The sequence below is a fragment of the Arthrobacter sp. Leaf141 genome (genome assembly GCF_001424565.1).
In the GTDB taxonomy this organism is placed as follows: domain Bacteria; phylum Actinomycetota; class Actinomycetes; order Actinomycetales; family Micrococcaceae; genus Arthrobacter.
The window spans coordinates 36,523-55,673 of record NZ_LMOL01000016.1 but is presented as its reverse complement, the minus strand read 5'-3'; the positions used below and the strand labels follow the sequence as shown (position 1 = coordinate 55,673).

At 66.9% G+C, this 19,151-nt stretch carries 19 protein-coding genes and 1 pseudogene; 11 read left to right on the top strand and 9 right to left on the bottom strand.

Translation table 11 applies throughout. The features are described from left to right. Nucleotides 1-156: 156 nt before the first annotated feature. Both ASF72_RS12015 and rraA read right to left on the bottom strand, forming a co-directional pair. Nucleotides 157-1,806 carry an MDR family MFS transporter gene (locus ASF72_RS12015; protein WP_050683590.1) on the bottom strand — a complete coding sequence of 550 codons (1,650 nt, stop codon included), beginning with the start codon at nt 1,804-1,806 and terminating at the stop codon, nt 157-159. 109 nt (nt 1,807-1,915) lie between these two features. Further along, entirely contained in the window at nt 1,916-2,413 is a 498-nt protein-coding gene (gene rraA, locus ASF72_RS12010) for a ribonuclease E activity regulator RraA (RefSeq protein WP_056599163.1), read from the bottom strand. Between the two features lie 118 nt (nt 2,414-2,531). On the opposite strand from rraA, the gene ASF72_RS12005 reads away from it, so the two are divergent. The 6 genes from ASF72_RS12005 to ASF72_RS11980 all read left to right on the top strand — a co-directional run bounded on the left by ASF72_RS12005 (nt 2,532) and on the right by ASF72_RS11980 (nt 8,018). Next, nucleotides 2,532-3,830, top strand: a complete 1,299-nt coding sequence (locus tag ASF72_RS12005) for an MFS transporter (RefSeq protein ID WP_056599160.1) — start codon at nt 2,532-2,534, stop codon at nt 3,828-3,830. Between the two features lie 125 nt (nt 3,831-3,955). After that, nucleotides 3,956-4,564 carry a TetR/AcrR family transcriptional regulator gene (locus ASF72_RS12000; protein WP_050683587.1) on the top strand — a complete coding sequence of 203 codons (609 nt, stop codon included), beginning with the start codon at nt 3,956-3,958 and terminating at the stop codon, nt 4,562-4,564. Nucleotides 4,565-4,854: 290 nt separating this feature from the next. Next, nucleotides 4,855-6,051: an NAD(P)-dependent malic enzyme gene (locus tag ASF72_RS11995; RefSeq protein ID WP_056599157.1), complete on the top strand. Its 1,197-nt coding sequence runs from the start codon at nt 4,855-4,857 to the stop codon at nt 6,049-6,051. Between the two features lie 23 nt (nt 6,052-6,074). Further along, entirely contained in the window at nt 6,075-6,578 is a 504-nt protein-coding gene (locus tag ASF72_RS11990; protein WP_056599154.1) for a DUF456 domain-containing protein, read from the top strand. A 39-nt stretch (nt 6,579-6,617) separates the two neighbouring features. Beyond that, complete coding sequence (locus tag ASF72_RS11985) at nt 6,618-7,022, top strand: nuclear transport factor 2 family protein (RefSeq protein WP_056599151.1); 405 nt, start codon at nt 6,618-6,620, stop codon at nt 7,020-7,022. A gap of 9 nt (nt 7,023-7,031) precedes the next feature. Beyond that, on the top strand, nt 7,032-8,018 hold the full coding sequence (locus ASF72_RS11980) for a hypothetical protein (protein WP_056599148.1): 987 nt from the start codon (nt 7,032-7,034) through the stop codon (nt 8,016-8,018). Here ASF72_RS11980 and ASF72_RS11975 read toward each other — a convergent pair. Beyond that, nucleotides 8,015-8,650: a LysE family translocator gene (locus tag ASF72_RS11975; protein ID WP_050683582.1), complete on the bottom strand. Its 636-nt coding sequence runs from the start codon at nt 8,648-8,650 to the stop codon at nt 8,015-8,017. The genes ASF72_RS11980 and ASF72_RS11975 overlap by 4 nt on opposite strands. 81 nt (nt 8,651-8,731) lie before the next feature. Here ASF72_RS11975 and ASF72_RS11970 point away from each other — a divergent pair, with 81 nt between their 5' ends. Further along, the gene (locus ASF72_RS11970) at nt 8,732-9,187 is read left to right on the top strand and encodes an Lrp/AsnC family transcriptional regulator (RefSeq protein ID WP_082178095.1); all 456 of its coding nucleotides are present in this window, start codon (nt 8,732-8,734) and stop codon (nt 9,185-9,187) included. Between the two features lie 18 nt (nt 9,188-9,205). Here ASF72_RS11970 and ASF72_RS11965 read toward each other — a convergent pair whose 3' ends face one another. The 3 genes from ASF72_RS11965 to ASF72_RS11955 all read right to left on the bottom strand — a co-directional run bounded on the left by ASF72_RS11965 (nt 9,206) and on the right by ASF72_RS11955 (nt 11,890). After that, nucleotides 9,206-9,871 (bottom strand): hypothetical protein, encoded by a 666-nt coding sequence (locus ASF72_RS11965; RefSeq protein ID WP_056599145.1) that lies wholly within the window; start codon nt 9,869-9,871, stop codon nt 9,206-9,208. Continuing rightward, nucleotides 9,868-11,349: a hypothetical protein gene (locus tag ASF72_RS11960; protein ID WP_056599142.1), complete on the bottom strand. Its 1,482-nt coding sequence runs from the start codon at nt 11,347-11,349 to the stop codon at nt 9,868-9,870. The genes ASF72_RS11965 and ASF72_RS11960 overlap by 4 nt, the downstream gene beginning before the upstream one ends. Before the next feature lie 82 nt (nt 11,350-11,431). After that, a complete protein-coding gene (locus tag ASF72_RS11955) occupies nt 11,432-11,890 on the bottom strand; it encodes an Lrp/AsnC family transcriptional regulator (protein ID WP_050683579.1) in 459 nt (152 codons plus the stop codon). A 412-nt stretch (nt 11,891-12,302) separates the two neighbouring features. Between ASF72_RS11955 and gluQRS the strand changes: the two genes are divergently transcribed. From gluQRS to ASF72_RS11940, 3 genes are read left to right on the top strand one after another with little or no spacing between them, the layout of a single operon-like run. Beyond that, the gene (gluQRS, locus tag ASF72_RS11950) at nt 12,303-13,208 is read left to right on the top strand and encodes a tRNA glutamyl-Q(34) synthetase GluQRS (RefSeq protein WP_056599138.1); all 906 of its coding nucleotides are present in this window, start codon (nt 12,303-12,305) and stop codon (nt 13,206-13,208) included. A 47-nt stretch (nt 13,209-13,255) separates the two neighbouring features. Then, nucleotides 13,256-13,456 carry an AsnC family protein gene (locus tag ASF72_RS11945; protein WP_235504714.1) on the top strand — a complete coding sequence of 67 codons (201 nt, stop codon included), beginning with the start codon at nt 13,256-13,258 and terminating at the stop codon, nt 13,454-13,456. A gap of 22 nt (nt 13,457-13,478) precedes the next feature. Beyond that, nucleotides 13,479-14,126: an HD domain-containing protein gene (locus ASF72_RS11940; RefSeq protein ID WP_056599133.1), complete on the top strand. Its 648-nt coding sequence runs from the start codon at nt 13,479-13,481 to the stop codon at nt 14,124-14,126. Here ASF72_RS11940 and ASF72_RS11935 read toward each other — a convergent pair. Together ASF72_RS11935 and ASF72_RS11930 are read right to left on the bottom strand one after the other, a co-directional pair. After that, nucleotides 14,104-15,366, bottom strand: a complete 1,263-nt coding sequence (locus ASF72_RS11935; RefSeq protein ID WP_056599130.1) for a low temperature requirement protein A — start codon at nt 15,364-15,366, stop codon at nt 14,104-14,106. The two genes, ASF72_RS11940 and ASF72_RS11935, sit on opposite strands and share 23 nt — an antisense overlap. 18 nt (nt 15,367-15,384) lie before the next feature. Next, a complete protein-coding gene (locus tag ASF72_RS11930) occupies nt 15,385-16,701 on the bottom strand; it encodes an ATP-binding protein (RefSeq protein WP_050683575.1) in 1,317 nt (438 codons plus the stop codon). Nucleotides 16,702-16,788: 87 nt separating this feature from the next. On the opposite strand from ASF72_RS11930, the gene ggt reads away from it, so the two are divergent. After that, entirely contained in the window at nt 16,789-18,621 is a 1,833-nt protein-coding gene (gene ggt / locus ASF72_RS11925) for a gamma-glutamyltransferase (protein ID WP_056599127.1), read from the top strand. 85 nt (nt 18,622-18,706) lie between these two features. On the opposite strand, the pseudogene ASF72_RS11920 reads toward ggt, so the two are convergent. Next, a pseudogene (locus ASF72_RS11920) lies at nt 18,707-19,151 on the bottom strand (amino acid permease); the annotation flags it as partial.

Below are 19,151 nucleotides of genomic sequence, written 5' to 3'. Positions count from 1 at the left end.
TGGAGGTGTGTGGCGCGGACGTCGTCGGCTGCGGGTGCGGCGGTCAGGGCCGGAGCACAGGGAACAGTGTTCCACGCCCCGGCCCCCTGTTCCACTCCGGACCCGTTTGCCGGGGTCCGCGGGCACCCTGCTCCCCGCCCCGGCCCGGCTGCTGCGCTAGTGCGCTGCTGCCGATTCGCGGGCCGCCTTGGGATCCGTCAGTTTCTTGTTGGGCAGGGCGAAGCTGATGAGGAACGCAATGCCGGTCAGGACGGCCGCGGTCAGCATCACGGCGTCGATCGCGTAGGCGAAACCTTCGGTGATGGGGCGGGTGAGGACGCTGTTGGCGGTGTGCAGCCAGCTGGTGTCGTTCAGGGAGTCGTTGGAGGCGCCGTTCTGGAAGAACTCGTAGAGTTTGGCGTTGGCGGGGTCCGCGGCCACCGCCGGGTCCTTCAGGACTGCCTGGTAGTCGGCGCTGCCCATGGCGGACTTCATGCCGTCCGCGATCCGGCCGGCCGCCACGCTGAACAGCATGGAGATGAACACTGCAGTGCCCACTGCGCCGCCCATGGACCGGAAGAACGCAGCGGAAGACGTTCCCACGCCCATGTCCCTGGCCGGGACGGAAACCTGCATGGCAAGAGTCAGCGGCTGCATGCAGAAGCCCAGGCCCATGCCGAAGAACACAGCGATCAGGCCGGGCACCCAGAGGCCGGTGTCCACGCCCAGGACCGTTCCCATCACCAGGGCGGACGCCGTGAGGATGGCCGTGCCCAGGATGGGGAAGATCCGGTATGTGCCCGACGCCGAGATGGTCCGTCCGGCGGTGATGGAACCGGTGAGGATGCCCACGGTGAACGTGATCATCATCAGGCCGGCTTCGGTGGGGGTGAGGCCCTTGACCAGCTGCAGGTACATGGGGAGCATGGCGATGGCGCCGAACATGCCGATGCCGATGATGAAGTTCAGCAGCGAGGACAGGCCGAATGTGGCGTTCCGGAACAGCCGCAGCGGGATCAGTGCGTAGTCGCCGGCCCGCTTTTCGGCCAGGATGAACCACACGATCCCGGCAACCCCCAGCCCGTAGCAAAGGAACGAATTGGCGGACGCCCAGCCCCAGCTGCGGCCCTGCTCGGCCACCAGCAGGAGCGGGACGATGGCCAGCGTGATGGCGGCTGCGCCCCAGTAGTCGATCTTCTGCTTGACGTGCTTGGCGGGCAGGTGGAGGAACAGGAACACCACGGTGAGCGCGGCCAGGCCGATGGGCAGGTTGATGAAGAACACCCAGCGCCAGCCGTCAAAGCCCAGGATGTTGGCCGAGCCGGCAAACGCGCCACCCACCACGGGACCCAGCACCGAGGAGATGCCGAAGACGGACATAAAGTAGCCCTGGTACTTGGCCCGGTCCTTGAGGGAAACGATGTCGCCGATGATGGTCAGCGCCAGTGCCAGCAGGCCGCCGGCGCCCAGTCCCTGGACGCCGCGGGCGATCGCCAGTTCGGTCATCGAGTGCACCGAACCCGCGTAGAGGGAGCCCACCAGGAAGATCACGATCGCTGCCAGGTACAGCGGCCGGCGGCCGAAAATGTCGCTCAGCTTGCCGTAGAGGGGGGTGGTGACGGTGGAGGTGATCAGGTACGCGGTGGTGGCCCACGCCTGGAGGGAGAGCCCGTCAAGGTCGTTGGCGATGGTGTAAATGGACGTGGACACGATGGTCTGGTCCAGGGATGCCAGGAACATGCCCAGCATCAATCCCACCATCACGGTGACAATCTGGCGCTGGGTCAGCGCTTCGCCGGCAGGGCGCGCCGTGGTGGCTTTGGACATGGGGTCTCCAGGAAGTAAAAGGGGGATGCAGCATTGATAGTTGCTTTCAGTAACTATCTTACTCCCGCATTTCTTCCCGTGACGGAAAAAAACTTTCCGGACCTCCGCGTCAGGGGGCGACGAGGACGCCGTCCGGATCGCACCATACAGTGGCACCCGGCCGGAACGTCACGCCGTCGATGACCACTTCAACATCCACTTCACCCGCGCCGGCCTTGGCACTTTTTTTCGGGTTGCTGCCCAGTGCCTTGACGCCCAGGTCCAGTTCCGAGATTGCCGCGCGGTCACGGATCGCCCCGTTGATCACGACGCCGGCCCAACCGTTCGCAACAGCGCTTTCGGCAATCATGTCCCCCATCAGCGCCGTGCCCAGCGAGCCGCCGCCGTCCACTACCAGCACCGCGCCGTTGCCCGGGGTGGCCAGGGTGGACTTGACCAGGGCGTTGTCCTGGAAACACCGGACAGTCCGCACGGGACCGCTGAAGTGGGTGCGGCCGCCCAGGGACTGGAACTGCAGCGCCACGGACGCCAGTTCGTCGCCGCGCTCGTCGTAAAGATCCGCGGTGTTGACGCCGGTGCCCGCCCCTGGCGTGGCTGCTTCGCTCATGGTGTTCTCCTCGATGCCTGGCTTGTCGCTGAAATTCCAGGCCGTATGACAAACGGCCCGCTACCGCCCACGATAGTCTGATTTTCCGACCCGCCGCCCCTGTCAGGAGAGCACCATCATGAGCCCGTCCGACCCTTCCGCGCCGCCGGATCCTGCCGCGGCTGATGCTACGGCGCTGCCTCCTGCAGCGGCAGCGCTGTCGGAACCCACGCAGAAGGTCACTGCCCGGTGGGTGACGGGCCTGGTCCTGGTGAATGTGGGCATCAATGCCGCGTTCTTTGGCCCCATCAACATCTTCATCGGCCAGCAGGCCATCGCCATTGACGCGCCCAGCAAGGAAGCCATCCTTTCACTGGTCACTGGCTGCGGCGCAGCCGTGTCCCTGGTGGCCAACCCGCTGTTCGGCGCCTTCTCGGACCGCACCACGTCACGCTTTGGCCGCCGCGCCCCGTGGGTGCTGGCCGGTGCCATCCTGGCCACCGCGGCGTTGCTGGCCATGTCAGGTGCCGTCACCGTGGCCATGATGGTGCTTTTCTGGTGCCTGGTCCAGCTTGGCGCCAATGCCGCGTACGCGGCCATCACCGCCGCCGTCCCGGACAGGGTGCCGCTCAAGCAGCGCGGTGGTGTGGGCGGGCTTGCCGCCATGGGTCAGACCCTGGGAATCCTGACCGGCGCTGTCTTCGGCGCTGTGGTCACCGGAAACTACATGGTGGGGTACTGGCTGTGCGCGGCCGCCTTGCTGCTCTCGGTGCTGCCCTACATCTTCCACCGGAACGATCCCCCCCTGCCCGCGGCAGGGCTCCGGGCCTTCCGGCCGCGCACCTTCATCAAGGGCTTCTATATCAGCCCTTTTGTGTACCCCGACTTTGCCTGGGCCTGGCTCACCCGCTTCCTGGTCAATGTGGGCAACCAGTTGACCATCGTGTACCTCCTGTTTTTCCTCCGCGACGTCATTGGCCACCAGGATCCCGCCACCGGCGTCCTGGTCCTGACGGGCATTTACGCGGTGATGGTCATGATCACCGCAGTCATCGCCGGACCCTGGAGCGACCGGGTGGGCAGGCGGAAGCCGTTCGTCATCGGATCATCCATCATCATCGCGATGGCGGGCGCCATCATGGCGTTTTTCCCGGTCTGGCCCGGCGCGCTCGCCGGTGCCGCCGTCCTGGGGATCGGGTTCGGGGCCTATTTGGCCGTGGACTTTGCCCTGTTGACCCAGGTCCTGCCCTTCGCCGTGGACCGGGGCAAGGACATGGGCGTTATTAATATTGCCAACTCGCTGCCCCAGATGGTGGCGCCGCTCGTTGCCTATCTTTCGGTGCGTCAATTCGGCGGCTACGTCACGCTGTTCAGCACGGCGGCTGTGATCGGCCTGCTGGGTGCCGTGTTTGTCCTCAAAATCAAAAACGTGGACTGAGCCGCATCAACACCGTGGACTGAATCCGGAAAGTTACCCTGCCGTATAGTTGAAGCGGATCGCAGGCGGCACGTGATGGGGACGCTCCGTGCTGCTGCACCGCCACACACAACCCCGGAATATTGATGCCTGAGACCACTCCAGACCATCCGCCCATGGCTGAAATGCCTTCTGCCCCGCGGCAACGCCTGCGGTACCTGCGCATCCTCGATGCTGCTGCCGGCCCCGCGCGCAAGGGCCTGGACGCCGTGGACCTTCCTGAGGTGGCGGAAAGGTCGGACGTTCCGCTGGGCACCGTGTGCCGCTATTTTCCCACCCCCACCCACCTGATGCTCGCTCTTTACCGGCACCAGCTGGGGGAGCTGCGGGCCGCCGCGCCCAAGCCATCGGCACGCCGGGGCGGCCGGATGCTGACCGGTGCGGTGATGGAAGTCTTCCACCTGCGCGTGATGCAGCCCGCCGTGGAGCAGTGCCTGGTCCGTGGCGTCTACCTTCCGGAGCTGGACACCACCGCCCTGCTGCAGGACACGGACTCGCTCGCAGGGAAACTCATTATTGATGCCGGCGGGGATGCCACCACCGCCCGGCTGCTGCTCCCCGCCATCACCGGTCTGGTCCAGTCCGTGCGGAACCGCCGGCTGTCCCTCTTCGAAGCGGAGGAAGACCTGAAGAAGGCCTGCGCGCGCCTGGCTCCGGCCGTCGACACCGGCCTCACCCTGCCTCGGACGGCGTAACCGGTCTAGACCAATCCGGAAATAAATCATCCATAATGCCGTGATAACCGTCACTTAAGTCCTAAATGTGGCCCCCGAGGTGGGTTTGGCAGCGCGGAAGACCATTCAGCGTCCTCCCGTTGCCTAGCATGGAGTAACGGAGCGGCCGGGAGGATCCATCCCTTGCCGTTCCGGGTTCTGCAGACTTCCGGACCCGCACCCCAGGGCCCGCCGCACCCATCACCTGCGCCCCGCCCGCCCGGGCCGGAGCCCCCATGCCGTGCGCCCACGGCAGACCAGGAGACAACGACGTGTCCATTGACGCAGCCACAGCCATCGACAATTCCGCAGCCACAGACCTGACCGAGGCCGAGATCTTCGACGCCCACCGGGGTGGCAAGCTCTCTATCACCAGCACGGTGCCGCTGACCAACAAGCGGGATCTGTCCATCGCCTACACCCCCGGCGTGGCCGAGGTCAGCCGGGCCATCCACAGGAATCCGGAACTGGCCCGCACCCTCACCTGGGCCGAGCGGCTGGTGGTTGTGGTCAGCGACGGGACCGCCGTCCTGGGCCTGGGCAACATCGGCCCCAGCGCCTCGCTCCCCGTGATGGAGGGCAAATCCGCCCTGTTCAAGACCTTCGGCGACCTCGACTCCATCCCGCTGGTGCTGAACACCACCGATGTTGACGAGATCGTGGAGACCCTGGTCCGGCTACGCCCCAGCTTTGGTGCCGTGAACCTCGAGGACGTCGCGGCGCCCCGGTGCTTCGAGCTTGAGGAGAAGCTCATCGAAGCCCTGGACTGCCCTGTGATGCATGATGACCAGCACGGCACAGCAGTGGTGGCCCTGGCCGCACTGACCAATGCCGCCAAAGTCACCGGCCGCGAACTTGGTCAACTGCGCGTTGTGGTGTCCGGCGCCGGGGCGGCCGGCATCGCCGTCGCCGAAATCCTGCTCTCCGCGGCCGTCACCGATGTGGTCCTGCTGGACTCCCGCGGCGTTATCAACAGCGCCCGGCCGGACCTTGCCGGAGCCGCGGGCAAGAAGGCGGAGATCGCCGGCCGCAGCAACCCCCGCGGGGTGGAAGGCGGCCCGGCCGAAGCCCTCGCCGGCGCGGATGTCTTCATCGGCGTTTCCTCCTCCAAGCTGGACGAAACCCACCTGGCCCTGATGAACCGGGACTCCATCGTGTTTGCCCTTTCCAACCCGGACCCGGAAGTCCTCCCCGAAGTCGCCGTGAAGTACGCAGCCGTGGTGGCCACCGGGCGCAGTGACTTCCCCAACCAGATCAACAACGTCCTGGCGTTCCCGGGGATCTTCCGCGGTGCGCTGGATGCCGGCGCCCGCCGGATCACGCCGGCCATGAAGCTGGCCGCGGCCCGGGCCATCGCAGACCTGGCCGCGGCGGACCTGGCCGTCGACTACATCGTTCCGAGCCCGCTGGATCCCCGGGTTGCCCCGGCCGTGACAGCCGCCGTCGCCGCCGCGGTGGAAGCCGGCTAGTTTCCCGGCCATAAACTGGGGGCATGAGCCCGGAAACCCTCGTGACCATCCTGTGCGGCCTGGCCATTGCGGTAGGCGTTGCAGGCACCATCATCCCGGTCCTGCCGGGCAGCATCCTGATTGGCGCCAGCCTCCTGGCCTGGGCCGTCTGGGGCGGCGCCGGCACGGCCGGGTGGGTGGTTTTTGCGGTAGGCATGCTGTTTGTGGTGGCCGGCATGGCGGCCAGCGCCGTCCTGACCGGGCGCAAGCTCAGGCAGCACGCCATCCCCGGCCGCAGCATCATGGCCGGCCTGGCGGCAGCGGTGGTGGGCATGTTCGTCATTCCGGTGGTGGGCCTGTTTGTTGGTTTCGCCGTCGGGCTGCTGGTCAGCGAACTGTTCAGGACCCGGCACTTCCGGACCGCCGCGGCCGGCAGCTGGGCTGCCCTGAAAGCCACCGGCCTGGGCATGCTGGTGGAGTTCGGCTTGGCCGCGCTCGCAGCCAGCACCTGGGTGATCGGCGTATGGGTGGCCGCAGTCAACGGCTAGGCACTTGCCGGGCCGCGGCGCCCGGCGTAGAACGGATGGATGACGGAAAGCACGATGGCCGCCGGACACATCGCGGCGTGGATGGAGCGTTACCAGGCGGCGTGGGCCAGCAACCGGCCTGAAGACATCGGCGGCCTTTTCACCGGGGACGCGGTCTACGAGACCCGCCCCCACGATCCGCACCCGTGGCGGGGGCGGCAGGAGATCACCGACAGGTGGCTCGCCGCCAGGGACGAGCCCGGGGCCTGGTCCTTCACCTGGGAGCTGCTGGGTACGGACGGCGCCACTGCCTTCGTCCAAGGGGTCACCGTCTACGTGGAGGGTCCCAGTTACGAGAACCTCTGGGTGGTACGGATGGACGGATCCGGCCGTGCAGCGGCGTTCACCGAGTGGTTCATGGAACGGTCCAAGGGCCCCGCCCCGGGCACCCAGCTCCTTGGATAGCATGGAACCATGACCGTTGGGGATGCCAAACCGATCTATCAGGACACCCGCGACCTCACGCCGTTCGGCACAGCCCAGTTATGGACGCCCGTCCGCGGCCTGACGGACAGCGTGGGCGGACTGCTCTCGGGGATGCTCGGCGTCCGCGACTCCGCCCCCCTGGCCGTCGAAGGGGACATCCCGCGGTTGGGCCGGCGCGAATCCCGGACCGCTAAAACCTTCCACCAGGCCGTCTACGCCTCAGGGCGGCCGGACCGGCTCCTTGCCCTGGCCCGGGACCATCCCGGCTGGGCCGGCCTGAGCCATTTGATGGCGGGCCTCCAGTCCTACCGGAATGCCGGCTACCGGCGCGCCTCGGAACTGCTGCGCCGCGGATTCGACCTTCGGAACGACGACGACGCCAACCGCTACGCCGTTACGTACCTTTCGCGGGTGGTCACCCGCGTCGAGGTGGCGGAAAAAGTCGAGGTGCCGGTCCTGTTCAGCGAGGAATCGGTGCTGCTGGCCCTCTCGCATGCGCTGCGGGAGACCGGGCGCCTGGAGGATGCGCTGCATGCTGTCAGCTGGCTTCCGCCGTCGCTTCCCTCGGCACTGGCCCGCAGTTCCCTGGCCCTGACGCTGGGCCGGACCGGCGCGGTCATCGCCTGGACGGAAGGCCTGCTGAACGAGGACGACCTGTCTGCTGCCCTGCTGCTGGTGCGGGCCCGGGCCCTGCGCCGGGAGGGCTGGCTGGACGAGGCCCAGGACGCCATCTCCGAAGTCCTGCGGCGGCGGGGCACGGCCATGGTCCTTCGCAACGATGCCATGGCGGACCGCACAGCGCTGGTCATCGAAATCAGCCGCCGCGGGATGTCCCCCAGGGAATGGTTGCGGAAACCCTCCGAAACGCCAGGCCGGCGGGACATCGACGAGCAGGAACGGATCCGGCGCGACCAGGATTCCCGCCGGATCTGGAAGCAGGAATGGGAACGGCTGGGCGGCGATACGGGGGACTAAAGTCCTGCGGCCAGCGGCAGGACCTGTTCGGCCACGAGTACCGAACCCAGCACCAGCATGATGATCCCGCTGGTCAGGGTCACCACCCTGGCGGCCCCGGGCCTGCTGTGCAGCAGCGTTCGCGAGAGCAGCGCCACCGCCGTGTACACCAGTCCGGCCAGGAGGACAAAGGTCATGCCCAGCACCCCGGACTGCACCGGGACGGGCAAGGCGGCGTCTGCGCTGACAAACTGCGGCACCAGTGCCACGTAGAAGAGCAGTCCCTTGGGGTTGATGCCGCTGGTGCCCATGCCCTGCAGGAATGTCCGCAGCCTGGTACCGCCGCCGGCGTCCGCCGCTGCGAAGCTCGCACCGCGCCAGGACCTGATGGTGCCGGCACCCAGCCAGATCAGGTAGCCGGCGCCGGCCAGGGTCAGCCAGGCCAGCACACCGGGCATGCCGGTCAGCACCACCGCGAGGCCGGCCACCAGCAGGACGGTGTGCAGGACATATCCGCTGCACAGCCCGGCCACCGCGGGGACAAAGCTGCGCTGCCGCAGGCCGGCCGTGATGGAGTAGGCCCAGTCCACGCCGGGGGTGCAGGCCAGGGCGGCAGCCACCAGCACAAACGCAAGAAACAGTTGGGGGTTCACAAAAGAAACTTTAGGAAAGATCGCGCCATAAGTGCTGTCCGGTTTTAGCCCTGATGGACGCCGCGACAGTACGCTTATTGCGTGATTGACCATATTGACAGGAATATTTTGCGCCACCTGCAGGAGGATGGCCGGATGACGGCCACGGCGCTGGCCGCGAAGGTGGGCCTGACCGTGGCGCCGTGCCACCGCCGGCTCCGTGACCTGGAGCGCTCAGGTGTGATCCGCGGTTACAAGGCGGACGTGGACCCGGCCGCTGTGGGCCTGGGGTTCGAAGCGATTGTGTTTGTCACCCTCCGCCAAGTGGACCGGGCCACCATGGAGATCTTCGAGAGCCGGGTGGCAGCAAACCCCAACGTGGTGGAGGCCCAGCGGCTCTTTGGTTCGCCGGACTACCTGTTGAAGGTCATCGCGGCCGACCTGCCGGCATACCAGCGGTTCTACGATGCTGAACTGACGTCCCTGCCGGGCGTGGAGCGGCTGACTTCCACGCTGGTGATGAAGAACCTCAAATCCAACGCCGGGCCGCCGGTCTAGGCAGCTGCCGGGACGGGCTCAGCCTGCCGGCAGGACGTGGACGATGATCACCCTGGTGCCTGCGCCGCCGTCGTACCTGAGGTCGTAGGTGATTTCCAGCCCCGTGGCGTTTCCGGATGTCAGGGAGAAGTCGCTTTTGGCATCCGGGGCAGCCTCGGCGCTGCTGATCCACCGCTCCGCCGAGCCGCTGTCGATGCCGTAGCGCCGGACCCCATCGCGGACCAGGCTGAAGTAGTCGGCTGCCGAGTCCGCCGTGAGGAAGTAGGTGACCTCGCTGAAGTCGGGGCGGCTGCCGGTGGTGTTGAAGCGGATCCGGTCCGTTTCGCCGGAGACCTCCCCGTTGGGCGCCGTGATGGACAGGCTGATTTTCCCGGCGTCGCGGGTGTTGATCTCCGGGCCGTAACTGTCGTCCGTGACGTTGACGGCCGATTTTTCCAGCCGGCCGGAGCTCATGTCCAGCCGCGCGGCCTTCGACTCGCGGATGGTGGCCACGCCGGCGGCGTCGAGGGTGGAGAATTCTGAGGTTGTCACGGTGCTCCCCTGTGAGGTCGGGTCGGTGGAGGTGGGTGGAGCGGCCTGGCAGCCGCCCAGCGTCAGGCCAAGTGCCAGTACGGGCAGGAGCAGGCGGACGACGGCGGTACCTCGCCGGTGCGGCCGGGCTCCGGTTGTGCGGGTGGCCGTCATTGGTGGACCTCCGCCCCGAAGCCGTCCACAAACCGGTCCATGATGCCTGGGATGTTGTTGATGGGCCGGTACTGCTCCACCCGGTCATCGAAGTCCGAGCCGATGATCTGCGCGGCCCGGTCCGGATCCGTGGCCAGCAGGTCCTGGTAGGCGGGGAGGGTGTCCTGGCGGATCAGCTCCCAGCGCTGGTCGGCGTTGGCAATGTTGCCGTCCGGGAAGCCCGTGGTGAAGTCGGTGCGGAACTGGGTGGGGTTGTCCCAGTTGGTGAAGGGGATGTTCTGCGTTCCAGGGCTCTCCACGCTGAAGGTGTACGGGAAGACCTCGGGATAGCTCCGGGCGCCGGGGATGGACGGTTCGCCGGCCAGGGTCACCAGGTAGGTCACGGCTTCCCCACCGGGATGGTTGCTCATGGCGTCGTAGTCATCGGCGATGATCTCGTTTTGCTCGCGGTAGAGCAGGGAGGTGTTTCCTTCCTGGACGCGGCCTGGATCACCGGAATCGATGTCGGCCCAGGCCGCGGCGGTGCCTGGATCGATGGCGCCGGAATCGCGGAGCCGGTTGATCTCGGCCAGTCCGCCGTCCAGGTAGGCCTGGTGCTGCCGGGCCTGGTCCAGGAAGATTTCCTTGTTCATGTCCAGCATGCTGGTTTCATAAAAGCGGATCTCCTCGTCGGTCATCCCCGCGAGGTCCTCGATCTGATCCAGGATGGGCAGCGGGATGTCCGAGACCGGGTTGTCCGCGATCTGTTGGGCCAGGTCGCGCAGCATCGCCATGTCCCGGAATCCGCCGGCGAAGGAAGGGCCGATCATGTTGGCCATTCCCGCCCATTGAAGGTCCGGGTTGGCCAGGTAGGCCTGCCCGTAGAAGTCGTAGACGCTCCTGATGGTTTCCCAGTTCGGTTCGGTGCCCAGGGCGGTGTCCCAGCTGGCAGGGTCGATGCCCATGTCCAGCATTGCCTGGTGGTTCCAGTAGTCGCTGAGGAACGCGGCGTACTCCGGCGAGTTTTTGGAGATCAGGCCCGAATCGGCGGCAGCATCCATGGCAGCTTTCGCTGCAGCGGGGTTGGCCAAGGCCCAGTCCCGGAATTCCTGGCTCTGCAGGTAGGCCTGCCGTTCGGCGGGCGTCATGGCCGCCAGGGTGTTGGTCAGCTCCTGCGCCTTGGCGTCGGCTGGGCCGGTTCCCTGCGGGCCGCCGGATCCGCCGTTCCCGCCGGTGCTGGCCTTCTCCTGCTCATCGGCGTTGGCCAGGACGGCCTTGGCCGCTGCTTCCAGTCCGGCCGTGGCGGAGCGCAGCAGCTTTACATGCGTTCCCGTCCAGTCGCTGCGGAAGCGGTCGCCGTCGCGGCCTTTCCAGGCGCCGGTGCCCACAGTGGTGCTGAGCTGCCGGCACAGGGCCTCGAGCCGGGTCGCTCCACCCGCGAGGTCCCTGGCGAGTCGCCGGAGCTGCGCCACGTCGCCGCCGTAGAAAGTGCCCGTCATGCCTACCCCCGATTGGATGTTCCGTGCAAGCTTAACCGGGATGGGGGCAGGCGGCGATGGGGAGATGTCCCCGTCCCCGCGCTCAGTCCGCCAGCAGCCCGGTGGTGCGGTAGGGAATGACTTCGCGCAGGAACATGCTGGTGGAGGTGCGCACAATGCCCGGGCACAGTCGGATTTCCTCCGATACCCGGTAGAGATCGTCAGGGCTGGTGGCCACCACACGGATCAGCAGGTCTGTGTCCCCGGCGGGCGCGTGGCATTCCAGGACCTCCGGGATCCTGCGCAGGGCGTCGATGGCTTCGTTCAGGTGGCTCTGGTCCAGCTCTGCGCTCACGGCGGCCGCCACCCCGCGCCCCAGCGCCCCCGGAAGGACGCGGCTGCTGTTGGGCCGCAGCGCGCCGGAAGCGCCCATGCGCTCCAGCCGGGACTGCACCGTGCCGCGCGCCAGGCCCAGTTTCTGTGCCAGCACCATGATGGGAACCCGCGGGTCAGCATCCAGGGCCCGGAGGATCCGCCGGTCCGTTGCATCAAGTTCCTGCAATCTGTTCAACTCCTGCCGGTCGACTGTGTGCTTATTGGTCAATCTGATCAAGGATAAGCCAGCCTCTTGCACCAACTGTAGGTCTCTTGCTGAAATAGTGGCAACAGGGCAGCGGCTACCGCCAAACCCGCAGGCTGACGGCCTTCCGGCACACACCACCCGGACGCGCTGGATCCGCTTCCCGCAAGGAGGCCGCCCGCTGATTGACTCTTGTTCACGCATCGTCTCTCCGCGCCGCCCACGGCAAGGGCCCCTGAGCCACCGACGTCCGGTCACCGGAGCATCGGTAGCTGAGGGGCCCTTGTGCTGTGCGGTCGAGGTGCGGCTGTGCGGTCGAGATGGGGCTATGCAGCGGGAACGCGGCTGCGCAGCCTGTGCGGACCGGCGATGCCCTTCCGCATAGGCTTGAACCATGGATTCCGCCGGCCGCTTTGCTCCCAGCCCTTCGGGTGACCTGCATGTGGGCAACCTGCGCACGGCAGTCCTGGCCTGGCTTTTCGCCAGGTCCACGGGCCGGAAGTTCCTGCTGCGCGTGGAGGACCTGGACCGGGCCCGGGCGGGGTCCGAAGCGGCGCAGTTGAGGGATCTGGCTGCCGTGGGACTGACCTGGGACGGCGCTGCAGTCCGGCAAACGGACCGCGGAGCGCTTTATGCTGCTGCCCTGGATGGACTTGAGGCGGCTGGACTGACGTATGAGTGTTTTTGCACCCGGCGGGAAATCCAGGAGGCGCCGTCTGCGCCGCACGCGCCGCAGGGCGCCTATCCGGGCACCTGTCGGAACCTTATGGGCCCTGAGCGGGCCGAAAAGCGCGCCATGCGCCCGGCTGCCATCAGGTTGCGCGCCGGAGTTTCGGCCATCATGGTCCACGACCGGCTGCACGGGGACTTTACCGGCGTCGTGGACGACTTTGTCCTGCGCCGCAATGACGGCGTCACCGCCTATAACCTGGCAGTGGTTGTGGACGATGCCGAGCAGGGGATCGACCAAGTGGTCCGCGGCGACGACCTGCTCCCATCAACTCCGCGCCAGGCCTACCTCGCGTCCCTCTTGAATATTCCCGTTCCGGAATATGTCCATGTCCCCTTGGTGCTCAATGGCCAGGGAGTGCGGCTGGCCAAGCGCGACGGTGCTGTGACCCTGACGGACCTGGCGGCCGGCGGCGTCCCCGCGGATTCCGTGCGGGACTCCATCCTGTCCTCCCTGGAGCTGCCACCGGGGCCCCTGGGCAACGCCCTGGGGGCCTTTGATCCGGACCGCCTGTCCCGGCAGCCGTGGATCTGGCGGCCACAGGGTCCGCCCTCCGTCAACCTTGGTTGACGATGCCGCGTCCGTCAACTAATGTTGACGGTATGGAGGTGGACCGGATGAAGACATTGGTCGGATCAATGGACGGGATGGGGCCGGCGGCGGCGTTGAACGCCGTGGCCGAGTTGCGGAAGGAAGTCAACAGGACGGAGTCATCGCTGGTCCGGAACGCTCGGCAGGCGGGCCTGTCCTGGGAGGCGATTGCCGTGTGCCTGGGTGTGAGCAAGCAGGCTGTGCACCGCAAGTACGGCAAGCAGTAGCCCCGTCCCATAGGCTGGTTCCATGCAAGACCAACAGCCCGAAGAGTCCATGCCCCGCTTTACCGTCGACACCGCCAGGGTTCTGGCGGAGGTGGCGCACAACCGGCAGAAGGACAAGCTCAAGCGGCCCTACCGGGAGCACGTCCTGGCGGTGGGGGACGCCTTGGCGGATTTCGACGACGACATCCGGATCGCGGGGTACCTGCACGACATTGCCGAGGACACCCCCGTCACCCGTCAGGCGCTGCTGGAAATGGGGGTACCGGAACGGGCCGTCAACATCGTCGAACGCGTCACCACGCGGCTGCACGACGACCCGGACGACTACGCAGCGGTGATCCGCGACATCGCCGGGGACCCCGACGCGGCCCTGGTCAAGATCGCCGACAACGCCCACAACTCGTTGCCGGAACGGGTCAAGGCGCTTGCTGACAAATGGCCGGACAAGCCCCCGGTCACCAAGTACCTGGATGCCCGGCCCGTCCTGTACGCCGCGGTGCCAACAGAAGACATCCGCCTGATCCTGGCCCGGGTCAACCCGTGGCTGCTTGAAGAGCTGGACGACCGCCTGGATGAGGAAGACGCCACGGACTACGAAAACCTGTCCTACGACCAGGCGGGCCCGCACCTGGACGCGGACGGAAATCCTATCGCGGACGGGGAGCGGTAGCCTCCGCCTCCAGCTTTTCCAGGGCGGCGTGGATGCGGCCTGAAGCCCGCAACTCATCAACTGCCACGGAACCGGCGAGGGCCAGGACAATCAGCAGCAGGCACAGGGTGACCGGTACTCCCGCTGCAGCCATGCCAATGCTGGCGGCGAGCAACACCAGCACGCCCGCGGTCACGGCCAGGATGGTTTTGTCGGCGCTTTTCATCATGACGCTGTAGAGCCACGTCAGGGCAGTCTTGAACACGGCAACCGGGATGGCAATGCTGGCAATGACCACCGCGGCATCAACGTGTGCCTCGTGGTTGATGTAGTAGGCAGCCACGTGGAGGCCTGCGCCGGCCGCGGCGATGGCGGCGAAGATGGGGATGTGGCCGTAGCCGAAGAGGTAGGAGCGGTGCCTGCGGACGTGCAGGGCGCGGCCGGCCGGAAGCATAAAGTAGACCCACCACATTCCGAAGGCCAGTGCTGTGCTGCCGAAGCCCACCAGGGCGGCGTCCATGCTCCAGCCGTTGGTTGCCACAATGGCCCGGAGCGTTTCGATGGCGCCGATCAGGCATTCGCCCAGCGCAATGATGGCCAGCAGGCCGTAGCGTTCAGCGATGTGGTGGGCGTGCCAGGGTGTCCGGCTTTTCCGTTCCGCCGCGTACGGGGTGGCCATTTCCAGCACAACCAGCGGGATGGTCAGCATAAAGGTGGTGGCCACGTCCGTCTCCACCAGCAATAGGGCGATCCACCCCACCTGAACTATTGCCAGGTACTTCGCGTAGCGCAGGCACGTTTCCCGGCGGGCAGGGTCCTGCCGGGCGGCCCGGAGCCACTGGGCCACCAGCGCCAGCCGCATCAGCACGTATCCGGCCACCATCACGCGGTTCTCCACATGCTCGCCTTCCACCAGCGAGTGGAACATCGGCTCGATGCCCATGGTCAGGATGAGGACACCCACGATCTGCACCATGGTCACCACCCGGAAGATCCAGTCGTCGGTGTCGTAGGCGCTGGCGAACCAGGTGAAGTTGATCCACGCCCAGATCACCGCAAACATGGCGAAGGAAAACCCCAGCAGGCCGGGTACGAATTTGCCCTCCGCCACCTCATGGGCCAGCTGGCTTCCGGCCACGCCAAAGGCAATGACGAAGGTCAGGTCAAAGAAAAGTTCCAGAGGTGTGGCGGCCCGGTGCTGCTCGTGCGGATCACGGCCACCCATGCGGGAAAGGGCGTGCCGGAGGGGGTTTGAAGACATGGTTCAAAGATAGCCGGGTCAGACCCGTCCCAAAGCGTTGATGTCGACCAGAAAGTCCTCGTGTACCTCGGCGCTGACGGTGGTGCGGGTGTCCCCGATGGCGTCCAGGTAATCCTGGGTGGCTGGACCACGGCGTACTGCCGCCCGGGCGGCCGCGCCGCCACCGGTTGCCAGCCCGCCGTCGTCGTACACTGCTTTTTCCAGTGCCCGCTGGGAGGCGCTGCGGGCAGCGTATTCGATGTCCGCCGGTGAGAAGCCCTCCGTGCGTTCCACCAGCAGCTCCACGTCCACGGTGTCCACCACTGCGGCCGGGATGAAGCGCTGCCACATGGCAGTGCGCGCCTGCCGGTCGGGCAGCCCGATGGGGATGACGTAGTCGAACCGCCCATGCCGCAGGAACGCCGTGTCCAGGGCCCGGATGAAGTTGGTGGCGCACACCAGCAGCCGGCCGGGCTGTTCGCGGAAGGCCGGGATGATCTTCAGGAGCTCGTTGGTGACGCCCTGCAGGGGCGAGGGGGGCTCGCCGGAACGCTGCGAGGCGATCTCCTCCACCTCGTCGATGAACACCACGGCGTGTTCCAGCTCCGCGATTTCGAGGAAAGTCTCCCGCAGGGCGCCAGCCAGGCCCTGGGGATCGGCGGCCAGCCGGGACGGGAAGACCTCCACAAACGGCCACTCCAGCCGGGACGCGATGGCCTTGGCAAACGTGGTTTTGCCCGTGCCGGGCGGGCCGAAGAGGACCACTGCGCGCGGCGGCACCACACCGAACTCGTCCGCCAGGTCAGCCTCGGCCAACGGCAGCACCAGCCTGCGTTCGAGTAGTTCCTTTTCCTTGCGCATGCCGGCGACGTTCTCCCAGAGGTCCCGGGCCAGGATGCGGCCGCCCAGCTGGCCCAGGGCGCCAAGTTCCTGCCGCTGCACCGGAATGGTCCGCTCGAAATAGCGCAGGTTCTTCTTTAATGCGAAGCCGCGGCTCAGGAATGCTTCCACGCGGGTTTCGGATTCGGGCATCAACGCCGACAGCTTGTTGAGCCCGTGGGGCGCCATCCGGTTCTCGACGGCGGCAAGCAGGGAGGTGCCGATGCCCCGCCCGCGGTATTCGGGCAGGGTGGCCAGGAAAACGATCCAGCCCTGGTCGTGCGCAGCGCGGCCCACCGCGGCACCCACCACCTGTTCGCCCTGTACCGCCACCACGGCATGGTCCTTTTCGCAGGAGGCCAGGACCTCGGACAGGGCGTACACCGGCTCCACGTTGTGGGCCTTGAGGGTCTCCCACAGGTGCAGGATGCCGTCCAGGTCAGCAGAGTGGAAATCCCTGATCCGCCAGTTGGTCATGCTGTTCCTCCGGGAGGTTCGTCGTTGAACTGAACGTGGCGCGGGAGTAAGGTGTGGCGCACCTCACCCACCCCGTTAGGAGCAACCATGCCACATCCGGGACGCCGGGCCGCAGCCATTACGGCTGTGCTGGCAATGAGCGTAACCACAGGTGCCATCATGACGCCGGCCGCTGCCGATCCCCGGCAAACGGACCGGAGCGCCACCGCCACCGGATCCGGCGGTGCCGTCAGCACCGTAGATCCCGAAGCGTCCGCGGCGGCCATCGAGGTCCTCCGCAAAGGGGGCAACGCGGCCGACGCGGCGGTTGCGGCAGCAGCGACGCTGGGCGTCACGGAGCCGTACAGCGCCGGTGTTGGCGGCGGCGGCTACTTTGTGTTTTATGACGCGGCCACCGGGAAGGTGGGCACCATCGACGGCCGGGAGACTGCGCCCGCGGGGATCCGCAGTGACGCGTTCATCAATCCGGCCACCGGCGGGCCCTACACCTTCAGCCCGGACCTGGTGACCAGCGGCGTTTCGGTGGGTGTGCCCGGAACGCCCGCCACCTGGGAACGTGCGCTGGAGCGCTGGGGCACCGTCAGCCTGGCCGAGGCCCTGAAGCCCGCCATCAAGGTGGCCACCCGGGGCTTCGTCGTCGACGGCACCTTCCGCAAGCAGACCGAGGACAACCAGGCCCGCTTTGAAGCGTTCCCTGCCACTGCAGAGCTGTTCCTTCCGGGCGGACAGCTTCCGGTGGTGGGGTCGGTGTTCAGGAACAAGGACCTCGCGGAGACGTACCGGCTGCTGTCCCGGCAGGGAACCGGCGCCTTCTACACCGGCCCGCTCGCCGGGGAGATTGCGGCCACGGTCCAGGCCCCACCCAAAGCTGCCGACACGGAGCTGCCGGTTCCGCCAGGCTCCATGACGGTGGCGGACCTGGCCAACTACCGGGCAATTGACCAGGCAGCCACCAAGGTGAGCTACCGCGGCTATGACGTCCACGGCATGGCACCCTCCAGCAGCGGCGGCACCACGGTGGGTGAGGCGCTGAACATCCTGTCCGGCTTCGATTTGCCGGCCACTGCACAAGCCCGGCCGTCAGTCCTGCACCATTACCTGGAGGCAAGCGCGCTCGCGTTTGCGGACCGCGCCGAGTATGTGGGCGATCCCGCCTTTGTGCCGGTTCCCACCGCAGCGCTCCTCAACCCGGTCTTCGGCAAGGAACGCGCCTGCCAGCTCAATCCGCTCCAGGCCGCCGTCAAACCCGTGCAACCGGGCAATGTTTTGTCCTACGACGGCGCCTGCACCACACCGCCGGTCCCGTTGGCCAATGACACTGATACGGAGAACATCTCCACCACCAACCTCACGGTGTCCGACAAGTGGGGCAACGTGGTGGAGTACACCCTGACCATTGAGCAGACCGGCGGGTCCGGGATTGTGGTTCCGGGCCGGGGCTTCCTGTTGAACAACGAACTCACCGACTTCTCCACCGTCTTTGATGAGGAAGATCCCAACCGGATCCAGCCGAGCAAGCGTCCGCGGTCGTCCATGTCGCCCACCATCGTGCTCAGGGATGGCAAGCCGTTCCTGGCCCTTGGCTCACCGGGCGGTTCCACCATCATCACCACTGTCCTGCAGACCCTGATCAACAGGATCGATCTCAAGATGGGCCTCCTCGACGCCGTGGCCGCACCCCGTGCCGCCCAGCGGAACACGGCGTCGGTGAGCGCGGAACAGGGCTTTATCGACAGGTACGGCCCGGGCCTGGCCCCGTTCGGCCATAAGTTCACGGCTGCCGGCCCGCCAGGCAGTTCGGCGGCGGAGATCGGCGCCGCCACCGCCATTGAGTTCCTGCCATCAGGCGGTGTGCTGGCCGTGGCCGAGCCTGCCAGGCGGGGCGGCGGCTCGGCGATGGTGGTGAAGCCAGCCAAGTGAGCCGCGGCAGGCGTTAAACCACGACGGCGGCACCTGGGTTCGGATCATTCCGGAACCCGGGTGCCGCCGTCGTACGCCCTGCCGGCTATCTCTTGAAGGTGTCTGCCGCCGGGTTGGCGATGACGGGGGCGGTGCCGGTGTAGCCCTTGCGGGTTTCGGCGATTTCGCGGATGCGTTTGCGGCAGGCGAACCAGCCGGCCACCATGAGTGCTGAGGCGATGCCGGTGACGAGCATGGTCAGGGGGGAGTCGATGAACACCATCACCAGCACGCCGACGAGGAAGAGCAGGGAGAGGTAGCCGGTGTAGGGGGCGCCGAACATGCGGAAGCTGGGCCGTTCCAGCCAGCCTTTGTCGGCCCAGCGTTTGAGTTGGATCTGGCAGAGGACGATGGTGGCCCAGGTCATGATGATGCCTACGGAGGCGACGTTGAGGACGATTTCGAAGGCGTCGGCCGGGACGAGGTAGTTCAGCGGGACCCCGAGCAGGGACACGGCGGCGGTGATCGCGATGCCGCCGTAGGGGACGCCG

Bases quoted from the DNA above. Each gene is read 5' to 3' on its own strand.
- ASF72_RS12015 (WP_050683590.1), bottom strand. From the start codon at position 1,806: ATGTCCAAAGCCACCACGGCGCGCCCTGCCGGCGAAGCGCTGACCCAG.
- ASF72_RS12000 (WP_050683587.1), top strand. From the start codon at position 3,956: ATGCCTGAGACCACTCCAGACCATCCGCCCATGGCTGAAATGCCTTCT.
- ASF72_RS11965 (WP_056599145.1), bottom strand. From the start codon at position 9,871: ATGACGGCCACCCGCACAACCGGAGCCCGGCCGCACCGGCGAGGTACC.
- gluQRS (WP_056599138.1), top strand. From the start codon at position 12,303: ATGGATTCCGCCGGCCGCTTTGCTCCCAGCCCTTCGGGTGACCTGCAT.
- ASF72_RS11935 (WP_056599130.1), bottom strand. From the start codon at position 15,366: ATGTCTTCAAACCCCCTCCGGCACGCCCTTTCCCGCATGGGTGGCCGT.
- ASF72_RS11990 (WP_056599154.1), top strand. From the start codon at position 6,075: ATGAGCCCGGAAACCCTCGTGACCATCCTGTGCGGCCTGGCCATTGCG.
- ASF72_RS11985 (WP_056599151.1), top strand. From the start codon at position 6,618: ATGACGGAAAGCACGATGGCCGCCGGACACATCGCGGCGTGGATGGAG.
- ggt (WP_056599127.1), top strand. From the start codon at position 16,789: ATGCCACATCCGGGACGCCGGGCCGCAGCCATTACGGCTGTGCTGGCA.
- ASF72_RS11960 (WP_056599142.1), bottom strand. From the start codon at position 11,349: ATGACGGGCACTTTCTACGGCGGCGACGTGGCGCAGCTCCGGCGACTC.
- rraA (WP_056599163.1), bottom strand. From the start codon at position 2,413: ATGAGCGAAGCAGCCACGCCAGGGGCGGGCACCGGCGTCAACACCGCG.
- ASF72_RS11945 (WP_235504714.1), top strand. From the start codon at position 13,256: ATGAAGACATTGGTCGGATCAATGGACGGGATGGGGCCGGCGGCGGCG.
- ASF72_RS11980 (WP_056599148.1), top strand. From the start codon at position 7,032: ATGACCGTTGGGGATGCCAAACCGATCTATCAGGACACCCGCGACCTC.
- ASF72_RS11930 (WP_050683575.1), bottom strand. From the start codon at position 16,701: ATGACCAACTGGCGGATCAGGGATTTCCACTCTGCTGACCTGGACGGC.
- ASF72_RS12005 (WP_056599160.1), top strand. From the start codon at position 2,532: ATGAGCCCGTCCGACCCTTCCGCGCCGCCGGATCCTGCCGCGGCTGAT.
- ASF72_RS11940 (WP_056599133.1), top strand. From the start codon at position 13,479: ATGCAAGACCAACAGCCCGAAGAGTCCATGCCCCGCTTTACCGTCGAC.